The organism is Prosthecobacter sp., assembly GCF_044227185.1.
Taxonomy (GTDB): Bacteria; Verrucomicrobiota; Verrucomicrobiia; order Verrucomicrobiales; family Verrucomicrobiaceae; genus Prosthecobacter.
Genome location: NZ_JBGAFO010000003.1, coordinates 638602 through 660594, shown reverse-complemented (window position 1 = coordinate 660594; position 21993 = coordinate 638602). Strand labels below are relative to the sequence as shown.

The window sequence follows — 21993 nt, the reverse complement described above, 5'->3', positions numbered from 1 at the left end:
GCCTTCCCGCAAATTCGATGCGCCATGAACACAGCCCCCGCTTTCAGTGGCTCATGCCGCTCATCGCCGGCGAAACGTTTTTCCAGCACCCTCCGCCATCCTGGCATCTTGCGCCCCTGCCGCGTCCGCCTACTCTGCCGCACGCATGAAGAAAAAGACCCCGCCCGCCCCGCCACCACCCGAGAAATCATCGGGAAAGGCCCTGCTGGTCCTCGGCGGGCTGGCAGCAGGCATGGCAGCCTTGGTCGCGTGGGCGCTCTGGCCTGGGCAGCAGAAAAAAGACACACCGGCCCCCGCGTCAGCCCCCTTCGTCCTCTCCCTCGCCAAGGTGGCCCCCTACACCATGCCGGACGAAAAGGCCGTCTTCGCCCAGTACGCCGGCTCCGAGAGCTGCCGCGAATGCCACGCCGGCCAGTTCGCCAAATGGCAGGGCTCCCACCACGGCCTCGCCGAACGCCACCCCGACCCGAAGCTCGACGACCCCGCCTTCGTCCCCACCCGCACCTTCACCCACGGCACCCAGACCACCGAGACCCGCAAAAACGGAGATGCCTACGAGATCGTCGCCCTCGGTTTCGAAAACAAAATCGCCCCCTACCACGTCGAGCGCGTCATCGGCCACGATCCCCTCCGCCAGTTCCTCGTCAGCGGCGGCAGCGGTCGCCTCCAGGCCATGGAGGCCTGCTTTGATCCAAAGAAAAACGACTGGTTCAATGTCTACGGCAGCGAAGACCGCAAGCCCGGTGAATGGGGCCACTGGACCGGCCGCGGCATGGTCTGGAACCAGATGTGCGCCACCTGCCACAACACCCGCCTCCGCAAAAACTACGACGCCAAAACCGACGGCTACCACACCACCATGGCGGAGATGACCGTGAACTGCGAGGCCTGCCACGGCCCCATGAAGGCCCACAACACCTGGCAGCACGCCCACCCCCGCGCCAAGGGCGATCCCACGCTCACCAAAATGTCGCGCGACCAGCACATCGAAAACTGCGCCGGCTGCCACGCCCTGCGCAATGAAGTCACCGGCGACTTCGTCCCCGGCGAATCCTTCTGGGACCACTTCCGCCTCAGCATCACCGACCAGACCGACACCTTCTACCCAGACGGCCAGATTCGCGGAGAAGACTACGAGTTCAGCTCCTTCCTCAGCAGCCGCATGCACAATGCCGGCGTGCGTTGCATGGACTGTCACGACATGCACAGCATGAAGACCCTCCTCCCCGGCAATCAGCTCTGCATGCGCTGCCACACCCCCGGCGGCTTCCCCAATGCCCCGCCCATCATGCCAGAAGCTCACAGCTTCCACCAGACCGCCAGCACCGGAAATCAATGCGTGAACTGCCACATGCCGCAGACCGTGTACATGCAGCGCCACGGCCGCCACGACCACGGCTTCACCATCCCCGACCCCCTGCTGACGAAACAGTTCAACATCCCCAACGCCTGCAACAAATGCCACACCGACAAATCCACCGACTGGGCCCTCGAAGCCACCCAGAAATGGTGGGGCCCAAAGATGGACCGCAAGACCCGCACCCGCGCCACCCTCATCGCCCAGGCGCGCCAGGGAAATGACGAAGCCCGCGCCGGCCTCGTGGACCTCCTCGGCAGCGATGAAATCCCCCACTGGAAAGCCAGCGCCACCCTCCTGCTGGACCAGTGGATCGACCACCCCGAAGTCCAGTCCGCCGTCACCGCCCAGCTAAAGCACGCCCACCCCCTCGTGCGTGAGAGCGCCATCCGCACCCTCGAGCCCATGCTCCAAAACGGCTCCGTCCGCACCGCCATTGAGCCCCTCCTCACCGATCCCGCCCGCAGCGTCCGCGTCTCCGCCGCCTGGGCCCTGCGCGAAAGTCTGCACCTCGACTCCCCCGCCGGCAAAGACCTGCAGCACATGCTCCACTGGAACGCCGACCAGCCCAGCGGCCAGATGCAGCTCGCCCAGTTCGAGTACTCCCGTCGCAACACCACCGGCGCCATCCAGCACATGGAAACCGCCATCCGCTGGGACCCCAACTCCCCGCCCTTCCATCACGACCTCGCCATGCTCTACAACGCGACCGGCCAGACCCAGCTCGCCATCGCCAAGCTCCGCGACGCCATCAAGGTCGCCCCCAATCACGCCCAGTACTATTACGAGCTCGGCCTCGCCCTCAGCGAAACCGGAGACATGCCCGCCGTCATCCAGGCCCTCCAGGACGCCACCCGTCTCGATCCCCGCCTCTCGCGTGCCTGGTACAATCTCGGCCTCGCCAAAAACAGCCAGGGAGACATCCCCGGCGCCCTCAGTGCCCTCCAGCGCGGCGAGCTCGCCAACTCCCAGGACCCCGCCATCCCCTACGCCCGCGCCACCATCCTCGCCCGCCACAACCGCCGCCAGGAAGCCCTCGCCGCCCTCGACCGCGCCCTCACCATCTCCCCCGGCTACGGAGAAGCCCTCCAGCTCCGTGCCGCCCTCATGCAGCGCTAGCACCATCGTGGATGGATGTGGCTTTAGCTCTTCCGTCCACAAGCGTATGGCAATGCCCAATGCATACACAGCCTGCAGACCAGGCTTGGGAAAATTTTCTGTATAACGTCATCTCGCTTCAATCCCCCCGCAGCCCCCATGAACCTCAGACACCTCATCCCTTCGCTGCTCCTCCTCACCTTTACCTCCTGCTCACTCCTCCCGCCCCGGGAGATCAGCCTGCTTGAAACCGCTCCCATCATCGTCACCGAAGACAAAACCCACGCATTGAAACTTCGCGTTCGCGGATGTCTCATCTCCAGCGTTGACGTCGTCACCAGCGTCCGCTCCACCGTGCACGGCCCCACGCTCGACCTCACACCCCGCGCAGGCTGGGTGCGTTCCGGTTACGACTTTCACTTCGACTGCGAATTCCTTGTGCCAGACACCGTGAACGAAGTCCGCTTCGGCACCACCCACGCACTCATCTGGGACCGCCGCACAGGAAACAAATACCCCGCCACACGACTGGAACCCTTCTACAAAAACATCCGGCATCCCAAGGAGTCCCAAATCGACAAGCTGCTTCAGTCAGGCGTCTATGTCTTCGACTGGAACGCCTGGCTCAAAGGCACCAGCACACATCCGTTCACCCTCCCTGTCCCCGGCAAAGTCAGCCTCCGGAGCACCTCCAACGAAGATGATGTCTGGATGAAAACCAAGCCCTCAAAGTCCCTCTCCACCAAGGCATCCCAACCACCCAAACCACCCCATAAGCTCCGGCCATGACTGCCCATGACTGTTCGATGAGTGATTAAAGACCTCCCCTCCAAGCCATACGAATCAGCGCCTGCGGTGCAAACCTCCGGGCACTCCTTTGCCAGAAAGCAGGCTCCACCTCTCCCCACGGCCGCCCCCTCGCACCCCCAATCCACCCGCCCTGAGTTCAGAGACTCCGCAGCCACCTCGCCCCTTCATTCTTTTGCCAGAAACGGCGCCCATCTTTAACATGGCCACCGCCGTCACCCCCGTTCCACAATCCGAACTCCCAAATCATAAATCAAAAATCGTAAATCATAAATCCCTCCCCCTTCTACCCATCCGCCTTCTTCCACTCCTCCCCCTCCTCATCATCATCGTCCCCGCCAAAGCCGTCGTCATACTCATCATCACCCTTCCCCGGCTCAATCCCCGCGATCGTGTTGATGTCCTCATCGCTCAGCTCCTCGATGTCGTCGTCCTCCTCATCCTCCTCCGTCGTCGCCTCGGCCGCCTGCTGCGCCTCCAGCCCTTTCTTTTCAATCTGCGCCAGCGTCTCGCTCACATCCTCCACCGTGTCCCACACGTTCTTCGCCACAAAAATCGGCGCGCTCTGCTGCACCGCCATCGCGATGCTGTCGCTCGGCCGCGCATCCAGCTCGATCACCTTGCGCGTCGTCTGCAGTTCGTTCTCCGCGGAGATGATCAGCCGCGCGTGAAACACGCTGCCGTTGATGTTGTTGATCACCACCCGCTCCACCCGCGCCCCAAACGCCAGCAGCAGGTGCCCCACCAGGTCATGCGTCAGCGGCCTCTCCTTGGACACCCCCCGCATGAACATCGAGATCGCCGTGCCCACCGACTCGTCGATGTAGATCACGAAGACCTTTTTCTCATTCCCCAGGAACACGGCAAAGCTGCCCTCCAGCGGCAGCACCGCACGCACCTGCACTTCGATGACGTCCTTGTTCATTGCATGGAATAAAACCCCCGCCCCGCCCGATGGCAACCCGCACCGTGGGGTTTTTCTGCGCCTGCCTTGGTTGCCCTACACCGGCGCTTGTGGGATCTCCACCACCCCGCCGCCCAGCCCCATCTCCCGGTACCTCCGCGACACCTCCACATACTTCAGCGCCAGCTTCGCATTCGCCTTCTGCTCCTCCGCGGTCAGCGCACGCACCACCCGCGCAGGCGAGCCCACCACCAGAGACCCCTCCGGGATCACCGCGTTCTTCGTCACCAAAGCTCCCGCCGCAATGACGCTCCGCGCGCCGATCTGCGCTCCATCCAAAATGATCGCCCCCATCCCCACCAGCACCTCGTCCCCCACCGTGCACGCATGCACCACCGCGCGGTGTCCCACCGTCACACGCTCCCCCAGCACACAGGCGCAGTCATCGCTCACATGCAGCACGCTCCCGTCCTGCACATTGCTCTGCGCCCCCACCACAATGCGGTTGATGTCCCCCCGCAGCACCGCGCCATACCACACGCTGGACTGCTCCCCCAGCTCCACCGCCCCCAGCACCACCGCACCTTGTGCAATAAAGACATCCGCGGCCACAGCAGGCCGCGCCTCCGGAAGCAAGAATTTCTTTAGTGTTTCCATGGCTCGAAGAAAGATTTTATGATTGTGGATCGGAACGGAAAGCGCCATAAAAAGCGCCGCGCCGCGCCGCATTCATTCTGGAACGGACTCACCTTCAATCCAACAACGAATCTCACCCACGTTCATGAACAAAGCTCAACTCATCGACGCAGTGCAGGAAATCCTTGGCGGCGACACCTCCAAACGCGCTGCCTCAGACGCGCTCGATGCCGTCCTCCAGGCCATCACCAAGGCCGTCAAAAAAGAGCAGGTGCAGCTCATCGGCTTCGGCACCTTCAAGCCCGTCAGCCGCAACGGCCGCATGGGCCGCAATCCCAAGACCAAGGAACCCGTGGAGATCAAGCCCTCCAAGACCGTCCGTTTCGTCGCCTCCGCCGCCCTCAAAAACTCCCTCTAGCCCCGTAGGCTCCGGCCAGTTTTCAGTTCTCAGCATATACCATGAACAGTTGAAGAGGGGTCTGCATCCAAGACGCTCATTGAGAGCCCTTTTCGCCCTTTAGACGCTTCGCTCCGCCTCACATCAACCCCAAAGGGGTTGCGGAATATAGCCCAGGGTTGCCGAGCCTTGGCGAGGCTACCCTGGGTTAACCAAGCCACCGCCCGGGAAGCAAATCCACCACTCCGCAACACCCCAGGCTCGCCAGCAGCGTCTGCACAGAACTCCGCCGCGCTTTGGCTCCGCTGTCAGGTGGTGCTCCTCCTCTGCTAAAAGAGTTTCTTCGAGCGAGAAATGGACTCATTTTCAACAGATCGTGGTATCACAATCCGCCTGCGCACACCCTCTCCCTTTCAGCTCACGCTCCACCAGCCCCCCCTTCTAGTCCTTCAGCTCCTGCTCCATCCTCTCGCTCAGCCACTGCTTGATCATGCTCTGATAATTCAAATACCGCCTTCTCGCCACCCGCTTGATCCGGCTCAGCATCCGCGGGTCAAACCTCAGCGTGATCGTCGTGGACTCCCTCACATCCGAGCGGTGGATCGACGCCTGCATCAGCCGCGCATCCAGTTGGTGCGCCGCCCAGTACTTCCCCTCCGCCTCCTCAGATTCAAAGGCAGGCACATCCTTCCAGGCTCGGATCAGTTTCAAATCAGCAGGTGCGGTGTCCATGAAAGTAGTGATGCGTGGGTTCAGAGCTCCTCCGCCTTCTTGCGCTCAAAAAATTCATGCTCTCCAGGCGTCATCAGCCGCGCGTAAATCACCCGGTAGTGCTTGCCGTCGGTCCAGAACACACTGTACACCGGCTTCCCCTGCAGCGACTTCCCCAGGTTGTAATACCGCGCCTCCGCATTCTCCGGCTGCGTGTCTGGCAGCAGCTTGATCGAAAACGGGTCCTCAAACGACTCCTCAATATCCTTGGGAGGAAGTTGGGAGAGGTCAAAGGCGGCGCCGATCCAGTCGAAGTCCATGCGGGTTCTTATTTAACGAGATTATTTCCGGTATTCGATCAGTTCTATCTCATACCCCTCCGGCGCGTCAATAAACGCAAACACCCCGCTCGAGCTCGGCGTCGGTCCATCCGACAGCGGATACCCCAGCGCCGCCGCATGCTTCGCAAATTCCTCGATGCTCTCCACCTCAAACGCCAGATGCGTCAGGTCGCTGCAAAACGTCACCGGCCCGCTCGCCGGAAAGCTGCAGATCTCGATCAGCTCATCACTGTTCGGCGTCTGCAGAAACACCAGTTCCGAGCCCCGCGGAGACTTGTGCCGCCGCACCTCCTTCAGGCCCAGCACCTGCGTGTAAAAATGCACCGTCTTTTCGAGATCATTCACCCGGTACCGGGTGTGGAGAAGTTTTTTAACCATCCCCCAGCCTATGCCACAGCCTGCCCCGTGGCAAATGATCCTCCACCCGCCGCCATTCCCGGTCATTCGCAGATATTCGCGCCCATTCGCGTTGGCAGCTCTGATCACCACCACCCTCCGGGAAAAAAATTTTCTGCCCCCAATCTTTTTGCCCTGACTCCGGACCGCCCAAAACCCAGCGCCCCCTCATCACCCCATCCCCAAATCCCATCCGGCATCCGTGTCAATCCGTGCCATCCGTGGTTCCCATTTCCGGCCCTCTCTGCGTTCTCGCCAGCTTCGCACCGATCAAACCTCGGCCATTCCCTTGCTCCTTCATTCCTTTGTCAAAAAACAGCGCCCCCTTCTGCCACTGGCCTCCATCGTTACTCCCCGTTCCACGATCCATCCGCCTCGATTTCAGGTGCTCCCGAATGACTCACACCGCTTCGGCACGTCTCTCATTCAGATCTCTGCGCCCGTCCATTCTCTGCGGTTTCCTCATCCCTCTTCACCGCTGCGCCCCTCGCGCAACGCGCAAAGTGCCAAGCCCATGCCTTCCCATCACCGCCCATTCCCTTGCCAAAAAACAGCGCGCCGCCTCCTCCCAGCCCTCTCAAACACCCTCCACCGTTACCCTCCATTTCTCACTCCAGCCACCTCGAGTTCAGATGCTCTGCGGTACAAACCCCCGGCCATTCCTTTGCTCCTTCATTCCTTTGCAAAAAAACAGCCCCCTTTCACCACCCCACCTCTGATCCCCTTCCGTGTATTCCGTGTATTCCGTGTGTTCCGTAGGCACTCAAATCTGAAATCCCTCAGACGCGCTCGCTCCGCCCCACGGAAAGCTTGAACTCCCCAGCCCCGTCTCGTAAAACCTCCCCCATGATTTCCATCGATCTCACCGGCAAAGTCGCCCTCATCACCGGCGCATCCCAGGGCATCGGCTCCCAGGTCGCCCGCACCTTCCATCAGGCAGGCGCCACCGTCGTCATCAATCACCTCGGCACCCCCGCCACCACCGCGGACGCCCAGCTCCTCGCCGACCAGCTCAATCTCCTCCGCACAGACAGCGCCAGCATCATCGCCGCGGACGTCGCCAAGCCCGAGCAGGTCCGCACCATGATGGGAGACGTCCAGGCCCGCCACGGCGGCCTCGACTTCCTCATCAACAACGCCGCCATCATCAAAGACCGCACCATCTCCAAGATGACCCTCGATGAATGGGACTCCGTCATCGATGTGAATCTCTCCGGCGTCTTCCACTGCTGCAAATACGCCCTCGAAATCATGCGCGACCACGGCGCCATCGTCAGCTTCGGCAGCATCGCCGCCATCCAGGGCTTCTTCGGCCAGGCAAACTACGCCGCCGCCAAATCCGGCGTCCAGGCCATGATGCGCGTCCTCAGCCGCGAAGCCGCCCGCAAACAGATCCGCGCCAACGCCATCGCCCCCGGCGTCATCGACACCGCCATGGCCGCCACCATCCCCGAAAACGTCCGCGCCGAGATGATCAAAAACGTCCCCCTCGCCCGCTTCGGCACCACCGAAGAAGTCGCCAGCGTCGTCCTCTTCCTCTGCTCCCCCCTCGCCTCCTACGTCACCGGCCAGACCCTCGAAATCAACGGCGGCTGGCGCGGCTAGTCGCGCCCGCGTCAATCTTCCTCCTCCTCTTACTCCTGCTCCTCCTCCCGGAGCGAAGCATCGCGTCGTCCACTCTCGGTCACTCATTCGTCATTCCTCATTCTGGTTTCGTCATTCCATCCCCTTCCGCCCACGTCCCTGCGGTGCCAATCATACCAAAAACTATTGATACCCGGTCGATGCTCTTGCCTCCTCAAACTCCCCGCCCGGCACCAGCCCCAAAGGGGCGTCGGATTCAGCCCAGGGCGCAGCGAGGAACGAGCAAGCCCTGGGTCACCCACGCAAAATCCGGGGAAGCAAACCCAGCACTCCGCCACACCACGTCGGGTTCCAGCAGCGTCCGCACCGCGTCCCGCCGCACTGCTGCACCGCAGGCATCCATCGCTCTCATTGAACGATTCGCCCTATCCCCCGCGCCCCTTACCTCCGCCTCCAACATCAAAACTCATCTCTGCGGTCTTCTAATCTCTCGCGGTGTTAAATCCGTTTTCCTTACCCTCCGCAGTCTCTGAAACATGCGCGCCCCCGCCACCCTCGCCACCGCAGACGAAGCCATCGCCGCCATCCCCAGCGGCTCCACCGTCGCCATCAGCGGCTTCGTCGGCTCCGGTCATCCGGAAATGCTCACCCTCGCCCTCGAGCGCCGCTTCCTCCAGACCGGCACCCCCACAGACCTCACCCTCTTCTACTGCGCCGGCCAGGGAGACCGCATCGAGCGCGGCATGGGCCGCATCGCCCATCCCGGCCTCCTCAAACGCATCGTCGGCGGCCATTGGAATCTCGCACCCAAACTCGGCTCACTCGCCCTCGCCAACCAAGTCGAAGCCTACAATCTCCCCCAGGGCGTCCTCTCCGTCCTCACCCGTGAGATCGCCGCCAAACGCCCCGGCCTCTTCACCAAAGTCGGCCTCAATACCTTCATCGATCCCATCCACAGCGGCGGCATGCTCAATGCCCGCACCACCGAGCCCCTCGTCGAGCGCATCACCCTCGATGGCGAAACCTGGCTTCGCTACAAGTACATGCCCATCCACGTCGCCCTCATCCGCGCCACCTATGCCGATCCCCGCGGAAATCTCAGCATGGACTGCGAAGGCATCATCAGCGAAGTCCTCCCCATGGCCCAGGCCGCCAGAAATCACGGCGGCATCGTCATCGCCCAGGTCGAATCCGTCGTCGATCAATTGCCCGACCCCAAGTCCGTCCGCGTCCCCGGCCTCCTCGTCGATTACATCGTCACCTCCGGCGGCCAGTATCACGATCAAACCTTCGGCGAAGTCTTCGTCGAAGACTTCGTCGTCACCAGCCCCGGCTCCTTCACCCTCCCCCCCATGGCCGAGTGCGACCGCAAACGCATCGGCGCGCGCGCCCTCCAGGAAGTCCGCCGCGGAGACATCGTCAATCTCGGCATCGGCCTCCCCGAAGCCGTCGCCATGGTCGCCGCCGAAACCGGCCGCCTCCACGAGTTCACCCTCACCGTCGAAAGCGGCCCCACCGGCGGCGTCCCCGCCTCCGGCCTCAGCTTCGGCTGCAGCCACTTCCCCGAAGCCATCATCGACCAGCCCGCCCAGTTCGACTTCTACGACGGCGGCGGCCTCGACATCGGCGTCCTCGGCGCCGTCGAAATCGATGCCGAAGGCAGCGTCAATGTCGCCAGCTTCGCCGGCCGCTTCGCCGGCGTCGGCGGGGCCAGCAGGTCCTCTACATCACCGAACGCGCCGTCTTCGAACTCACCCCCCACGGCCTCCGCCTCATCGAAATCACCCCCGGCCTCGATCTCCAGCGCGACGTCCTCGATCAAATGCAGTTCACCCCCATCCTCGGCCTTCATCGCTCCTGAAGGGAGCAAAGAAATGAGCCGGTGGTGCAGCGAAACCGCGAAGCGGTGCAGCGTGAACCACCGGATGCCGCCCACGATCACATTCCCGCAAAAGGTCGCATGCCGGAGGTATGCGGGAGGCACTCGGCCACACAGCGTGAACTTGCCCGCTAAATAAGGCTGGCTCTCGCAGTGCACATCAACGATCACTCATCAAAGCAAACTGACCATGAGTGACCTTGCTGACAGATTGGCCGCAATGCATAAGGACTTTGCAGAAAGCGCCGGACTGGACTTGATGGCCGCAGAGTATTCCCCCGAATTTGGTGGAAGCGTATGCCTCAAATATTCCGACGGCGCTGTGTCTGTAATGGTAACGAAAAGCAGGGATGGATAGAGTACTTTTGTGCGGATGGTGATTGGCAAAAGGCCGGCTGGTACTCGTTGGACATCATTTGGAATTACTTGATGCGGAATGCCCGATACAAAAAAATGAAACCTTCACACGACCTCTCATTTCTTCGGGAAAATTTTACCCGCATTGCTGATATTTTTCAGCAGCCGGAGAAATGCCGTGCTGCATCCGCGATTCACCAGTTGGAATTAAGTCGCAGTCGATGGTTGTTCGGGCGATGAAAATGAACCCGCGCTCTGACCAATAGCGCTGAGCTTGCCGGCTTGTTGGGAATTTGAAATCAAGCCGTTTCTCGACTCGCCTCCCCCGCTTTCGGCCATCCCACTCCGCCCATTCCCTTGCCAAAAAACTCCCCTGCCCAAAAACAACGCCCCACTTCCGCCCCCGGGCCTCCATCCACACATTCCACATTTAAAAACTCTGCCCCCTCTGCACCTCTGCCTCTTCTGACTAACTACGCCTCAAATCTCCGGCCATTCCTTTGCCAAGAAATTCCTTTGCCAAAAAACAGCGCCCCCTTTCGCCACTGGCCTCCGTCGTTACTCCCCGTTCCACAGTCCATCCTCTTGGAGTTCGGCTGCTCTGCGGTGCAAATTTCCAGCCATTCCTTTGCGAAAATGAGCGCATTCTTTCTAGAACAGCGTCCGCCGTTGCTCCACGTTCCACAATCCAGTCGCCTCGAGTTCAGGTGCTCTGCGGCTAAATCGCACGTCCCCATCACTTCCTCCTTCCATTCCTTCATCCACCCATCCCATCGTTCGCACCCAGACCACACCAAAAAAGCGCAACACCCCGCCCTCCCTTGTTACAAAGCACCGCTCCAACAACTCCATCCTCATCCCTCCTCTCATTCTGGTTTCTGTGTATTCCGCGTATTCCGTAGGCCACTCAAAAATCCTGCTCCCTCCGTGTATTCCGTGTCATCCGTGGTTCCAAATTCTGATCCTCTGCGTTTATCAAATTTGCCTTCGGCTGCTTCCGCTTCGCTCCAGAGCTCACCCCTCAAAGGCCCGTCAGACCCCACAAACAAAAAAAGAAAAACCTCTGCTCCCTCTGCCTCTCTGCCCCTCTGCGGCAAAACCGAATGACCCCTCGCCCACCTGAAAACCCAGGTCCTCCGGCCTTCCTCTCCCCCATCTCCACATCCACCACGGCCTCCCCCGCCACCCTCATCCAGCAGCAGCTCGACGCCTGCAACGCCCACGACCTCGACGCCCTCCTCGCCACCTACGCCCCGGACGCCCGCCTCTTCGAACACCCGTCCCCCCTCGCACCGGCACCGCCCAGCTCCGCGAACGCTTCGCCTCCCGCCTCCCGCCTCCAGGATCCCCATCTCCTCAACCGCCTCATCATGGGCCGCTTCATCATCGGCCACCAGCGCGTCACCCGCACCTTCCTCGAAGGCCCCGGCACCCTCGAACTCATCGCCACCTACGAAGTCTCCGCCGACAACAGCCAAATCATCAACGCCTGGTTCCTCTCCGGCCCCAAAACCCTCGACCCTCAATCCTGAGATATAGCGGTTCGCAAAACTCATTTCCGTTGAGCGTGCTGTTTCTTAATCGCGGATCATGGGCTTCGATGGCGGCAGGCTGAGGACATCCAGCCCTACCTGCGCTGGACATTCGCATGCCTGCAGCGAGGTAGGGAGGCTGGTCCTCCAGCCTCCGCCGAACGTCTCCACGCGCCGCTAACCGGACATCCAGTTTGGAAAACGCCATAACCGCCCAAACAACTTCCCACTCCAGCTTCCCGACCTCTTCCCCATCGTTCATCCCAAACGCAACCAACTCACTCACTCCGCACCCGCCATCACCACTCTCAGCACCAAAGGTGCGGCCTATCGCAGCCCAGGGCAAAGCGCGTCAGTCCTTCGTACCTCGTAGAGCGAAGGAGGAAGCCTCAGCGAGCGCCGCCCTGGGTTTCCAACAACCACTCCGGGAAGCAAACCCATCATCTTCTAAACACGCCGCGCCCACCAGCAGCGTCTGCAACGCCACTCCGCACCGCCCCGTTACCGCCAGCATGCAGTCCTCAGTTCACCCCTTGCATCCCCACCTCCCCATGCCACCCAAAACCGAAAACGCCGACCTCAGCAACGCCGAGTTCCTCAACACCCGCCTCAGCTCAGCCACCTTCAACGACGTCAATCTCTCAGCCGCCCGGTTCGTAAACGTGAACCTGTCCTCCTCGCATTTGGAGGACGTCAATCTCACGGGAACCGTCATCTCCAACGCCAACTGCTCCCACATGAGCATCTCCGACGCCTGCTACGAAGGCATGCGCATCAATGGCATCCTCGTCACCGACCTGCTGAATCTTCATCGGAGCCAGTCATCCTCATGAAGACCACCGGCTGGACTCTCCTCCAAACAGAAGACACCTCGGCACCCGGCTGCGACCTCGTCCGCCAGTGGCTGCGCGAGCACAACTGGGCCGTAAACCCCGCCTTCATGGAGAAATGGCAGCAGCCGGAAAACGCAGCCCGCCCTCTCATCCTCCTCGCTCATTCCGGTGATGCCGTCGTCGGCGGCCTCCTCGCCGAAACCCAGCTCTCCTGGCTGCGCATCTCCATCATGTCCGTGCATCCCGACTGGCGCTCCAAAGGCATCGGCGCCGCCCTTCTCACCGAAGCCGAACGCCTCGCCCTCGAACGCGGCTGCAAGTACGTCTATGTCGATACCATGGACTATCAGGCCCCCCGCTTCTACCGCTCCCACGGTTTCCAAATCGTCGGCCAGATCCCCGACTGGGATTCGCATGGCCACAGCAAAATGTATCTCTCCAAGTCATTATTGAGACCCCCAAACTAGGGTGGCACGTTGCAACGCCGCTCATGCGGTCCTCTTGTCACTATTGAGGATTGCATATAGCGGTTCGCAAAACTCATTTCCATTTAGCGGGCTGTTTCTTGATCGCAGATCATGGGCTTCGACGGCGGCTGGCTGAGGACAGCCAGCCCCACCTGCGCTGGGCACTCGCATGCCTGGCGCGGGGTAGGGAGGCTGGTCCTCCAGCCTCCGCCGAACGTCTCCAAGCGCCGCTGACCGGAAATCCGTTTTGGAAAACGCTATAATAGACAGACTGCTTTGTCTCGAAGGCCAGCGGCCTTCCGGAAGACAGCCCAGGGGTCCCGAGCTTTAGCGAGTGCTCCCCTGGGTTTTGGGAGCCAGTCCAGGAAGCAAACCCAACACTCCGCCACACCCCAAGCCCACCAGCAGCGACTGCAACAAGCTCCGCCCCGCTAAAACCTCGTCGCCAGCTCCAAAACCCACGATTTACTCCCATGCCACCCAAAACCGAAAACGCCGACCTCAGCAACGCCGAGTTCCTCAACACCCGCCTCAGCTCAGCCACCTTCAACGACGTCAATCTCTCAGCCGCCCGGTTCGTAAACGTGAACCTGTCCTCCTCGCATTTGGAGGACGTCAATCTCACGGGAACCGTCATCCGCAACGCCAACTGCTCCCACATGAGCATCGAAGACGCCTGCTACGAAGGCATGCGCATCAATGGCATCCTCGTCACCGACCTGCTGAATCTTCATCGGAGCCAGTCATCCTCATGAAGACCACCGGCTGGACTCTCCTCCAAACAGAAGACACCTCGGCACCCGGCTGCGACCTCGTCCGCCAGTGGCTGCGCGAGCACAACTGGGCCGTAAACCCCGCCTTCATGGAGAAATGGCAGCAGCCGGAAAACGCAGCCCGCCCTCTCATCCTCCTCGCTCATTCCGGTGATGCCGTCGTCGGCGGCCTCCTCGCCGAAACCCAGCTCTCCTGGCTGCGCATCTCCATCATGTCCGTCCATCCCGACTGGCGCTCCCAAGGCATCGGCGCCGCCCTTCTCGCTGAAGCCGAACGCCTCGCCCTCGAACGCGGCTGCAAGTACGTCTATGTCGATACCATGGACTATCAGGCCCCCCGCTTCTACCTCTCCCACGGTTTCCAAATCGTCGGCCAGATCCCCGACTGGGACTCGCACGGACACAGCAAAATGTATCTCTCCAAGTCATTATTGAGACCCACAAAATAGGGTGGCACGTGCAACGCCGCTCACGCAGTCCTCTGTCACCAGGCCGAGTTTGAAACACCTTTGCTGAATGGCCATGGCAAGTACATGCCATCTTATGACATGCTTCAAGCCGCAAGCCTCTCCCTCCGAAAGCGCGTAGCGCTGGCACAACCGTAGCCGTGGGCGCAAGCCCACGGAGCCGAATCACCCATGCCTCCCGTTTCGTGGAACCGCGTAGCGGTGACACAAACCGCCGCCACACCCAAATCTCACCCCACAAGCGCTGTCGCGGGTTTTCAAACACCGCCTGATTCGTGCATTCGCAACCGGGGGGCATGGAAATGAGCCGGTGGCGAAGCGGGGCTTGCCGGACGAGAACCACCGGATCACGTGATGCAAGCATGCAGGATCAAGGTCGCATGCCGGAGGCATGCGAGAACCGTGCGCAGATTCATCGGGACCTCTGCGTTGCTTGAGCTTCTCGCCAGCCTCCGGCACACGGCTCTGAACATGTTGATGTCGTCTGACTGCTCCGCTGGCCGGCGGTTGTCCACCAGCGCCTTGTTCGTCCCCGTTTGGCCGTTGGCGGCATTATGAGTGACGCGCTTCCAGCATCATCCGATTCTCAGGTGTGGATACAGGGCCCCAATGCCCTCATCGAGTCGCTCCATGAGACGTGAATACTCATCCTCCGTCAGTCCTGCGTCAGTCAGGAGGTGGCGGTCGAGTGCTATCCGCCCTCTCCGGTGGAGAAGCAAATGCAGCCTCCCGTGATACCCCCGGCCAGACAGCGAACCAATCTCTGTCCATGGATAAAAGCGACGACCATAATGGACTCCCTCTGAATCGATCCGTAACTCCAGGCGAAAATCGGTCAGATAGTATCGAATCAGCATGGCGCCGAGAAAAGCGAAGAAACTCAAGAATCCCATGGGTAGGAGGCCAAATACGAACTTTCTGGGATCATGCCAGACGGCAATCCACTGCGGGAAAAGGCGGATCAGAAAGAAGGAGCAGAACGCAAACAACACCATCCCCGTGATCAATATTGGAAGACGCCGATAATGGCGGGTCCCTGTATGATAGACTTCTTGCGTCACGGTGGGCCTCCATCATCCTTTTCGTGCAGACAAACATGAGGATGGATCGGAACCACTTCTCTGCGGAGCTCTCCAAACAGCACCGCAATCTGTTCAGCACCCAGCCCTCGGGAAAGCAGAAGCTCGACGACAAAGGGATTCAGGGCTGTCGTGCAGTAAAGATCCTTCCGTCTCGTGTATTTCTCCATGATCCCGATCTCGGTGATGTCTTCCCAACGATACTTCTTCGACCCGTATGAAAGCCCGTCAGACGTGATCAACAGAACCGTCTTCGCGTTCTTGACGATCTTGGACAGGAGAAACATCCCGCCACCGAGAAATACAAAAATAAAAAGCAGGCCGCAGAGCGTGCCCATCATGTGAGTCATGCCCGTTGGCAGAATCATCTGCGGGACCCACATGCAGGCCAGACAAAGTCCAGCCGCGGTCAGAACCAGGCAGCCAGCTATCGTAGCAGGACGCCTGGCGGAAAATTCTCCTGTAAAGTATTGCTTCACTGCCTATGTCTAAGCTGTGGCGACGGCGAGCGCAAGACTTCGCTGACACGACAGACAGCCTTCGAGCCCCCTGCCTGCATCCGTTTTGTTCGCCCTTGGTTGGCCGTTAGATGTGATCTTCATCTCGTATTTTTGTCGTCCTCTCAACTGGATCAAAATAGACTGTTCGACGATGGTCGGAACTAAGCCATGTGCCCGTCTGCGTGCAGGCGATCATGGAAACCAATGATGGCAGGTGCATGGAGATACAGTCAGCGCGAATCTGGTGGCGAAGATCGCTTGGCACGGCGCAGACGTATAGAAACCAAGATGGACGAAAGCGCTCACTGTGTCGTGATACAGCAGTCGAGGCCCAGTGCCCGCTGCTGTAGCGGACGCTCAGAACTGCACATGGCCCATAAACATCGTGAAGCCAGTGGTCTCGCTCCAACCGATTGCCATGCATGAACCGCTTGAAGCGGACTAATACCGTAGGCTCTATCGAGGAGCCGAAGCCCCCGTCTATGTCTGATCGCTTCAGGCAGTATGCAAAGCCAGTGGGAATCTTCTCCTTGGACTCAGCGTATTCGAGGGGCATTTGCGACGGACTCTATTTGTTGGGCGAACGTCTCGGATCAGGCGACGGAGAGCGCAAGTCGTTGCAGACACGACAGATAGCCTTCGGGCCGTTGCCTGCATCCGTTTTGTTCGCCCTTGGTTTCTGTTGTTGGTGTCGTCTCAGGATCGCCATACGTTCACTATGGATAGTGTGGTAGGAGACTCGAAACTCCCGCTGTATGTGCAAAGGAAGCCCCAAGCCCACAAAAAACCTCGATCAGCAGTGCAGTATAGCATATGGCCCTCATCGGTAGGCACTGAAGCAGAAAACGAGAAGACGATTTGCTGATGCGAGTCGCGACGTAACTCGCAATAGCGGTCAAACTCCAATTCAATCATCTCACGCTCAACAAGGTTGGCTCTAGAATCGAGATGAAAAAATGGAGCCCAATCTGTAGCCTCACGAGATTGGAGCAGCTCTTTGATGGGATAATCAGGTCGATCTGCGACTCCCGTGAACCACTGTCCGAAACTGGAAACATCTATAGACTGCCTCCGAACCAACAGGCGGGGAGCTGTCGTGCCGCCGCTTCTGGCAATCTGATCGCTGACGAGCTGCTCAAGAATGTTGAAGCTGCTGGAATCGACAGGCATCACGAGTGACGTGTTGGGGTGGGTGAACTACTTGATGAAAAACAATTCTGTCGAGTACGTCAACAACGTTGTTGGGCGCAGATTTGTCGAGTACCACGGGGTGGCGAGTTCATGGGAGTTGCTTTTGGCGCAAGGGCGCGTCCCAGGCAACACCCTTGTTAAATATATGACGCGCGTGAACCTCATGTTCTGACACCGGCGACAGGTGCTGTGGCATAGGAAAAGGCACCGGCCTTCAGCCTATGAAAACTCACGCGCGGATGCAATATCGGGAGGTTCTCACGTCGTTGAGATGGCCCATGCCACTCCCGGACCACCACTGGCTCGAAACCGAGCGCACCCGCATGCGCCCTTTCGAGGAAGAGGATGCCGGGCATGCCTTCGCCTGGTTCTCCGACCCTTCGGTGATGCAGTTCATCCCCGGCGGTGCGGACCTCACGCCGGAGGACTCCCGCCGCCGCATCCATCGCTACCGCGAACATCAAAGACATCATGGTTTCAGCAAACGGCTGATCCTTCATCGAGAAACCGGCAAGCCCATCGGCGACAGCGGCCTCTATCACCTTCCCGACGGCAAACGCATCGAACTCGGCTTTCGCCTCGCCAAACCCTATTGGGGACAGGGTTACGCCAGTGAGGTGGGCCGCGCCTGGCTCGCATGGTTCGACACCCACCACCCCGGTACACCACTGTTCGCAGACGTGCACGCCGACCACCTGCGCTCCCGCCGCGTGCTGGAAAAACTTGGCTTTGACCTGTCCCATTCGGAAACCATTCTCGGCATGCCCATGCTGATTTACCGCCGCCGCTAGTTTCCACCACCCGCCCCGTTCTCTACCCACCATGAAACACCTCCTCCCTTTCCTCCTTCTCGTCACCTCATCCGCATGGGCCCAGGACCTGGCCGCCCAAAAACAGAACGCCCAAAACGTCGCCGAAAAAAATCAGGTCGAACTCCGCCTCGACCAGCCCTACGCCGGCAACGACAACCCCAAGCAAAAGGTCGATCTCTACCTCCCTAAAAAACGCAACACCGACAAGCCCCTCCCCGTCGTCGCCCTCATCCACGGCGGCGGCTGGGTCAATGGCGACCGCCTCGGCTACGCCGCCGCTGCCATCCAGTTCGCCCGCACCGGAGACTACGCCGCCGTCGCCGTCGGCTACCGCCTCACCAAGGAAGCCCACTGGCCCTCCCAGATCTACGACTGCAAAGCCGCCATCCGCTGGATCCGCGCCCATGCCAAAGAATACAACCTCGACCCCGACAAAATCGCCGTCATGGGCAGCTCCGCCGGCGGCCACCTCTCCTCCCTCATCGGCACCAGCGGCGACGTCAAAGAACTCGAAGGCGCCCTCGGCCCCAACACCTCGTTCAGCAGCCGCGTCCAGTGCGTCGCCAACCTCTGCGGCCCCGAAGACTTCACCCAGGCCCTCATGTTCGACAAAGACGACAAGCCCATCGCCAAAGACGACGCCGTGATCGGCCTCCTCGGCGGCACCTATGAAGAAAAACACACCGAAGCCCTCGCCGCCTCCCCCGTCACCTACGTCACCAGCGACGATCCCCCCTTCATCACCTTCCACGGCACCGCCGACAAACGCGTCGCCTTCCTCCACGCCGAAGCCATCCACGCCGCCCTCAAACAAGCCGGCGTCCCCTCCCTCCTCGTCCCCATCACCGACGGCGCCCACGGCTCCGTCAACCACCCCGAAGTCATCGCCCGCGCCAAAACCTTCATCGGCAACGTCCTCCTCGGCCAGGACACCCCGCTCGACATCACCCCCATCCCCGCCCTCCCCGAAAAGGAAAAGGAAAAGGAAAAATAGCCGCTTGAAATGTACACCCCCGGCCATTTCAAAATCGAGGACCTCGGCACCCTGCATGCATTCATGCAGCGCCACAGCTTCGCCACCCTCGTCACCCACGACGGCAACCTCCCGCATGCCACCCACCTGCCCTTTTTGCTGAATCCGACACAAAAGTCGCACGGTACTTTGATTTCCCACATGGCCCGCGCCAACCCTCAGTGGTCGCATTTCACCAAGTCTGAAGTCCTCGTCATCTTCACCGGTCCCCACGCCTACATCTCCCCCGCCTGGTACGCCACCGAGCCCAATGTCCCCACCTGGAACTACACCGCCGTCCACGCCTACGGCATCCCGCGCATCATCACGCAGCACGACCGCTTCGCCCAGATGCTTCACGACCTCGTCGAATTCTACGAATCCGGCCGCCCCAACCGCTGGAACGGGGAGCTTCCCCCCGAGTTCCGCGACGGCCTCATGAAAGGCATCGTCGGCATCGAGATCGAAATCACCCGCCTCGAAGGCAAGTTCAAGCTCAGCCAGAATCGTCCACAAGATGCGCCAGGAGTCATCTCCATGCTGCAAAACAGCACCGATCAGACCGACCGCGACACCGCCAAAATGATGCAGGAAACTCTCTGATGTCCCGCCACACCGCCACCGTCCGCTGGAAAAACCAGGGCCCTGACTTCCTCAGCCGCCGCTACTCCCGCGAACACACCCTTCACTTCGACGGCGGCGCCACAATTCCCGGCTCTCCATCCCCCCAAATCGTCCCTGCCCCCTGGTCAAACCCCGCAGGCATCGACCCCGAGGAACTCTTCATCGCTTCCGTCTCGAGCTGCCACATGCTCTGGTTTCTCCACGTCGCCTGCGACGCCGGATTTTGCGCCGAGAGCTACGACGACGCAGCCGAAGGAATCATGACGAAAAACGAACACGGCGCCCTCTGGGTCAGCCAGATCACCCTTCGCCCCCGCATCACCTGGAGCGGCGAAAAGCATCCTGATTCTGCGGAGATCGAACACCTGCATCACCTTGCCCATGAGCAGTGCTTCATCGCCAGTTCCATCAAGACAGACGTCATGGTTCACTCCCGCACCTGAGATGAAACCCCAGCCCGCCCCCCGGATTTTCGAAGGCCGCTTCGTCACCCTCACACCTCTCGATGTGGCTGCGGATGTGACAGAACTCCACGCCATTTCGCATGTCGATGAATCAACCCCCAAACTGTGGCGCTTCATGCCTCGCGGCCCTTTTGCTGATGTCGCAGACCAGGCCGCCTTTCTCCGCGAATGGCAGGCCACGCCCAATGTCATCGCCTTCACTGTACGCGCCACCGGCGCCGGCCACCCCCTGGGCAGCATCTCGCTCATGAGCATCCGCGCCGAGCACGGCGTGGCGGAGCTCGGAAACATCTGGTATTCCCCGGCAGCACAGCGCACCAAGGCGAACACCGAGTCCTGCTTCCTGCTCCTCCGTTACTGCTTCGAGCAGCTCGGTTACCGGCGCATGGAGTGGAAATGCGATGCACGCAATGAACCCAGCAGGAATGCCGCCCTGCGCCTCGGCTTCACCTTTGAAGGCATCTTCCGCCAGCACATGATCATCAAGGGCGAAAACCGCGACACCGCCTGGTTTGCCATGCTGGACCACGAGTGGCCGCAGATCTCCAAGGCGATGCACCGCTGGCTGTACGAAGACGACTCGATTTCGCTGGGGCGATTGATCGCCAGCAGTCGGAGCGTACAGGCAGGTGCATGAAGCCCATTTGTTTCCTCCTGCTCAGCACCTCCGCCGTCTTTGCCGCAGACGCGCCGAAACCAAAACCCAAGCCTGAATTCCAGTATCAGACAGAAGGCATTCAGGTCAGTCTGCCCCGGGCTGATGAGCCGAAAGTGAAGGCCTTTGGCCCTGAGACCATCAAAGCCGCCGCCAAATACCTCGACGATGGCGCCATCTGCTGGGTGCGCGAAAAGACCTGCGTGAACTGCCACACCACCGGCCCCTACCTCAGCGAACGCCCGGCCCTGGCCAGACAGCTCGGCATGCCTCTGGAGGAAGTGCTGGCGGACTTTGTGAAAACGGTGCCCGCAGAGGTCAAGCCGCAGAAAGAAACGGAAAAGGATGGCATCAAATACTACGGCGGCTCCTGGACCAGCATCTGGCGCTCCATCGGTCTCGCCGAATGGGACAAGCATGTGACAGGAAAGCTTTCTGCCCACACGGAGCGCTCCCTTCAGGAAATGCTCATGCGCCAGTCCGCCGACGGCTCCTTCGTCAGCTACGGCGAAGTCGAAATCCCGCACATCACCACCGATTTTGAGCTCACCCTGCAAGCCGCCCGCGCAGTGACCGCGGCGCCCGCGTGGCTCAGCAGCCTCAAGGACCCCGAGCTGCTCGCGCGTGTCGAGAAAATGAAGGCATGGCTGCGCAATGCACCGCCAAAAAATGACTTTGACCGCATCCTGCGCCTCCAGCTTGCATACTACATGCCCGAACTCGTGCCACAGCCCCAGCGCGATGCCGCGCTGTCTCTTCTGTCTTCCAAACAGCATGCCGACGGCGGCTGGTGCCTGCGGGACATGTCGGCCCTGAACGACTGGCATTTCAAAATGAGCGACACGGTGGTGAAACTCATCAGCGGTCTTCCAGACGCTGCCAGTCCGGAAAGCGACGCCTACATGACCTCCTTCGCCATCGTGCTCATGCGGCAGAACAACGTGCCGGTGAGCGACGAACGCATCCAGCGCGGGCTCGCCTGGCTGAAGCGGGAGCAGCGCGTCTCCGGCCGCTGGTGGATGCAGTCGCTCTATCGCGGAAACTACAGCTACATCACCTACATCGCCACGGCCCAGGCCATGAAGGCACTGGCCCTGTGCGACGAGCTGCACTGAGC

At 60.6% G+C, this 21993-nt stretch carries 23 protein-coding genes; 16 read left to right on the top strand and 7 right to left on the bottom strand.

All coding sequences use genetic code 11. The features are described 5' to 3' along the window. Nucleotides 1–145: 145 nt before the first annotated feature. Entirely contained in the window at nucleotides 146–2476 is a 2331-nt protein-coding gene (locus ACILSQ_RS10550; RefSeq protein WP_395743576.1) for a tetratricopeptide repeat protein, read from the top strand. A gap of 138 nt (nucleotides 2477–2614) precedes the next feature. Further along, nucleotides 2615–3244, top strand: coding sequence for a hypothetical protein (locus ACILSQ_RS10545; RefSeq protein ID WP_395743575.1), 630 nt, complete (start codon nucleotides 2615–2617; stop codon nucleotides 3242–3244). A 304-nt stretch (nucleotides 3245–3548) separates the two neighbouring features. Here the strand turns inward: ACILSQ_RS10545 and ACILSQ_RS10540 are convergent, their stop codons facing one another. Together ACILSQ_RS10540 and ACILSQ_RS10535 are read right to left on the bottom strand one after the other, a co-directional pair. Beyond that, nucleotides 3549–4187, bottom strand: a complete 639-nt coding sequence (locus tag ACILSQ_RS10540; protein WP_395743574.1) for a bifunctional nuclease family protein — start codon at nucleotides 4185–4187, stop codon at nucleotides 3549–3551. Nucleotides 4188–4262: 75 nt separating this feature from the next. Further along, a complete protein-coding gene (locus ACILSQ_RS10535) occupies nucleotides 4263–4823 on the bottom strand; it encodes a gamma carbonic anhydrase family protein (protein WP_395743573.1) in 561 nt (186 codons plus the stop codon). A gap of 124 nt (nucleotides 4824–4947) precedes the next feature. Here ACILSQ_RS10535 and ACILSQ_RS10530 point away from each other — a divergent pair, with 124 nt between their 5' ends. After that, nucleotides 4948–5220, top strand: a complete 273-nt coding sequence (locus ACILSQ_RS10530) for an HU family DNA-binding protein (RefSeq protein ID WP_395743572.1) — start codon at nucleotides 4948–4950, stop codon at nucleotides 5218–5220. 420 nt (nucleotides 5221–5640) lie between these two features. Here the strand turns inward: ACILSQ_RS10530 and ACILSQ_RS10525 are convergent, their stop codons facing one another. From ACILSQ_RS10525 to ACILSQ_RS10515, 3 genes are read right to left on the bottom strand one after another with little or no spacing between them, the layout of a single operon-like run. Then, nucleotides 5641–5931, bottom strand: coding sequence for a CopG family antitoxin (locus tag ACILSQ_RS10525; RefSeq protein WP_395743571.1), 291 nt, complete (start codon nucleotides 5929–5931; stop codon nucleotides 5641–5643). A gap of 20 nt (nucleotides 5932–5951) precedes the next feature. Next, nucleotides 5952–6230, bottom strand: a complete 279-nt coding sequence (locus tag ACILSQ_RS10520) for a BrnT family toxin (RefSeq protein WP_395743570.1) — start codon at nucleotides 6228–6230, stop codon at nucleotides 5952–5954. Nucleotides 6231–6251: 21 nt separating this feature from the next. Beyond that, on the bottom strand, nucleotides 6252–6629 hold the full coding sequence (locus ACILSQ_RS10515; protein WP_395743569.1) for a VOC family protein: 378 nt from the start codon (nucleotides 6627–6629) through the stop codon (nucleotides 6252–6254). A gap of 864 nt (nucleotides 6630–7493) precedes the next feature. On the opposite strand from ACILSQ_RS10515, the gene ACILSQ_RS10510 reads away from it, so the two are divergent. The 7 genes from ACILSQ_RS10510 (at nucleotide 7494) to ACILSQ_RS10480 (ending at nucleotide 14521) form a co-directional block, all read left to right on the top strand. Then, entirely contained in the window at nucleotides 7494–8252 is a 759-nt protein-coding gene (locus ACILSQ_RS10510) for an SDR family oxidoreductase (protein WP_395743568.1), read from the top strand. Nucleotides 8253–8767: 515 nt separating this feature from the next. Further along, nucleotides 8768–10249, top strand: a complete 1482-nt coding sequence (locus ACILSQ_RS10505; protein ID WP_395743567.1) for a malonate decarboxylase subunit alpha — start codon at nucleotides 8768–8770, stop codon at nucleotides 10247–10249. A 1321-nt stretch (nucleotides 10250–11570) separates the two neighbouring features. Continuing rightward, complete coding sequence (locus tag ACILSQ_RS10500; RefSeq protein ID WP_395743566.1) at nucleotides 11571–11999, top strand: steroid delta-isomerase; 429 nt, start codon at nucleotides 11571–11573, stop codon at nucleotides 11997–11999. A gap of 551 nt (nucleotides 12000–12550) precedes the next feature. Next, nucleotides 12551–12832, top strand: coding sequence for a pentapeptide repeat-containing protein (locus ACILSQ_RS10495; protein ID WP_395743565.1), 282 nt, complete (start codon nucleotides 12551–12553; stop codon nucleotides 12830–12832). After that, on the top strand, nucleotides 12829–13299 hold the full coding sequence (locus ACILSQ_RS10490; protein ID WP_395743564.1) for a GNAT family N-acetyltransferase: 471 nt from the start codon (nucleotides 12829–12831) through the stop codon (nucleotides 13297–13299). Before ACILSQ_RS10495 ends, ACILSQ_RS10490 begins: the two co-directional genes overlap by 4 nt. Nucleotides 13300–13772: 473 nt before the next feature. Next, nucleotides 13773–14054, top strand: coding sequence for a pentapeptide repeat-containing protein (locus tag ACILSQ_RS10485; protein WP_395743563.1), 282 nt, complete (start codon nucleotides 13773–13775; stop codon nucleotides 14052–14054). Next, nucleotides 14051–14521: a GNAT family N-acetyltransferase gene (locus ACILSQ_RS10480; protein ID WP_395743562.1), complete on the top strand. Its 471-nt coding sequence runs from the start codon at nucleotides 14051–14053 to the stop codon at nucleotides 14519–14521. The genes ACILSQ_RS10485 and ACILSQ_RS10480 overlap by 4 nt, the downstream gene beginning before the upstream one ends. A gap of 1075 nt (nucleotides 14522–15596) precedes the next feature. Here the strand turns inward: ACILSQ_RS10480 and ACILSQ_RS10475 are convergent. Continuing rightward, entirely contained in the window at nucleotides 15597–16097 is a 501-nt protein-coding gene (locus ACILSQ_RS10475) for a hypothetical protein (protein ID WP_395743561.1), read from the bottom strand. Between the two features lie 717 nt (nucleotides 16098–16814). Continuing rightward, nucleotides 16815–17288: a hypothetical protein gene (locus ACILSQ_RS10470; protein WP_395743560.1), complete on the bottom strand. Its 474-nt coding sequence runs from the start codon at nucleotides 17286–17288 to the stop codon at nucleotides 16815–16817. Between the two features lie 299 nt (nucleotides 17289–17587). Here ACILSQ_RS10470 and ACILSQ_RS10465 point away from each other — a divergent pair, with 299 nt between their 5' ends. Genes ACILSQ_RS10465 through ACILSQ_RS10440 form a run of 6 tightly spaced genes read left to right on the top strand, consistent with a single transcriptional unit; the run spans nucleotide 17588 to nucleotide 21991 of the window. Continuing rightward, nucleotides 17588–18100, top strand: coding sequence for a GNAT family N-acetyltransferase (locus tag ACILSQ_RS10465; protein ID WP_395743559.1), 513 nt, complete (start codon nucleotides 17588–17590; stop codon nucleotides 18098–18100). Nucleotides 18101–18131: 31 nt separating this feature from the next. Next, complete coding sequence (locus ACILSQ_RS10460; protein ID WP_395743558.1) at nucleotides 18132–19115, top strand: alpha/beta hydrolase fold domain-containing protein; 984 nt, start codon at nucleotides 18132–18134, stop codon at nucleotides 19113–19115. Between the two features lie 9 nt (nucleotides 19116–19124). Further along, nucleotides 19125–19736, top strand: a complete 612-nt coding sequence (locus ACILSQ_RS10455; protein WP_395743557.1) for an FMN-binding negative transcriptional regulator — start codon at nucleotides 19125–19127, stop codon at nucleotides 19734–19736. Next, nucleotides 19736–20200 carry an OsmC family protein gene (locus tag ACILSQ_RS10450; RefSeq protein WP_395743556.1) on the top strand — a complete coding sequence of 155 codons (465 nt, stop codon included), beginning with the start codon at nucleotides 19736–19738 and terminating at the stop codon, nucleotides 20198–20200. Before ACILSQ_RS10455 ends, ACILSQ_RS10450 begins: the two co-directional genes overlap by 1 nt. Before the next feature lies 1 nt (nucleotide 20201). Then, a complete protein-coding gene (locus ACILSQ_RS10445) occupies nucleotides 20202–20858 on the top strand; it encodes a GNAT family N-acetyltransferase (protein ID WP_395743555.1) in 657 nt (218 codons plus the stop codon). Continuing rightward, entirely contained in the window at nucleotides 20855–21991 is a 1137-nt protein-coding gene (locus ACILSQ_RS10440) for a prenyltransferase/squalene oxidase repeat-containing protein (RefSeq protein ID WP_395743554.1), read from the top strand. Before ACILSQ_RS10445 ends, ACILSQ_RS10440 begins: the two co-directional genes overlap by 4 nt. The last annotated feature ends 2 nt before the right edge of the window (nucleotides 21992–21993 follow it).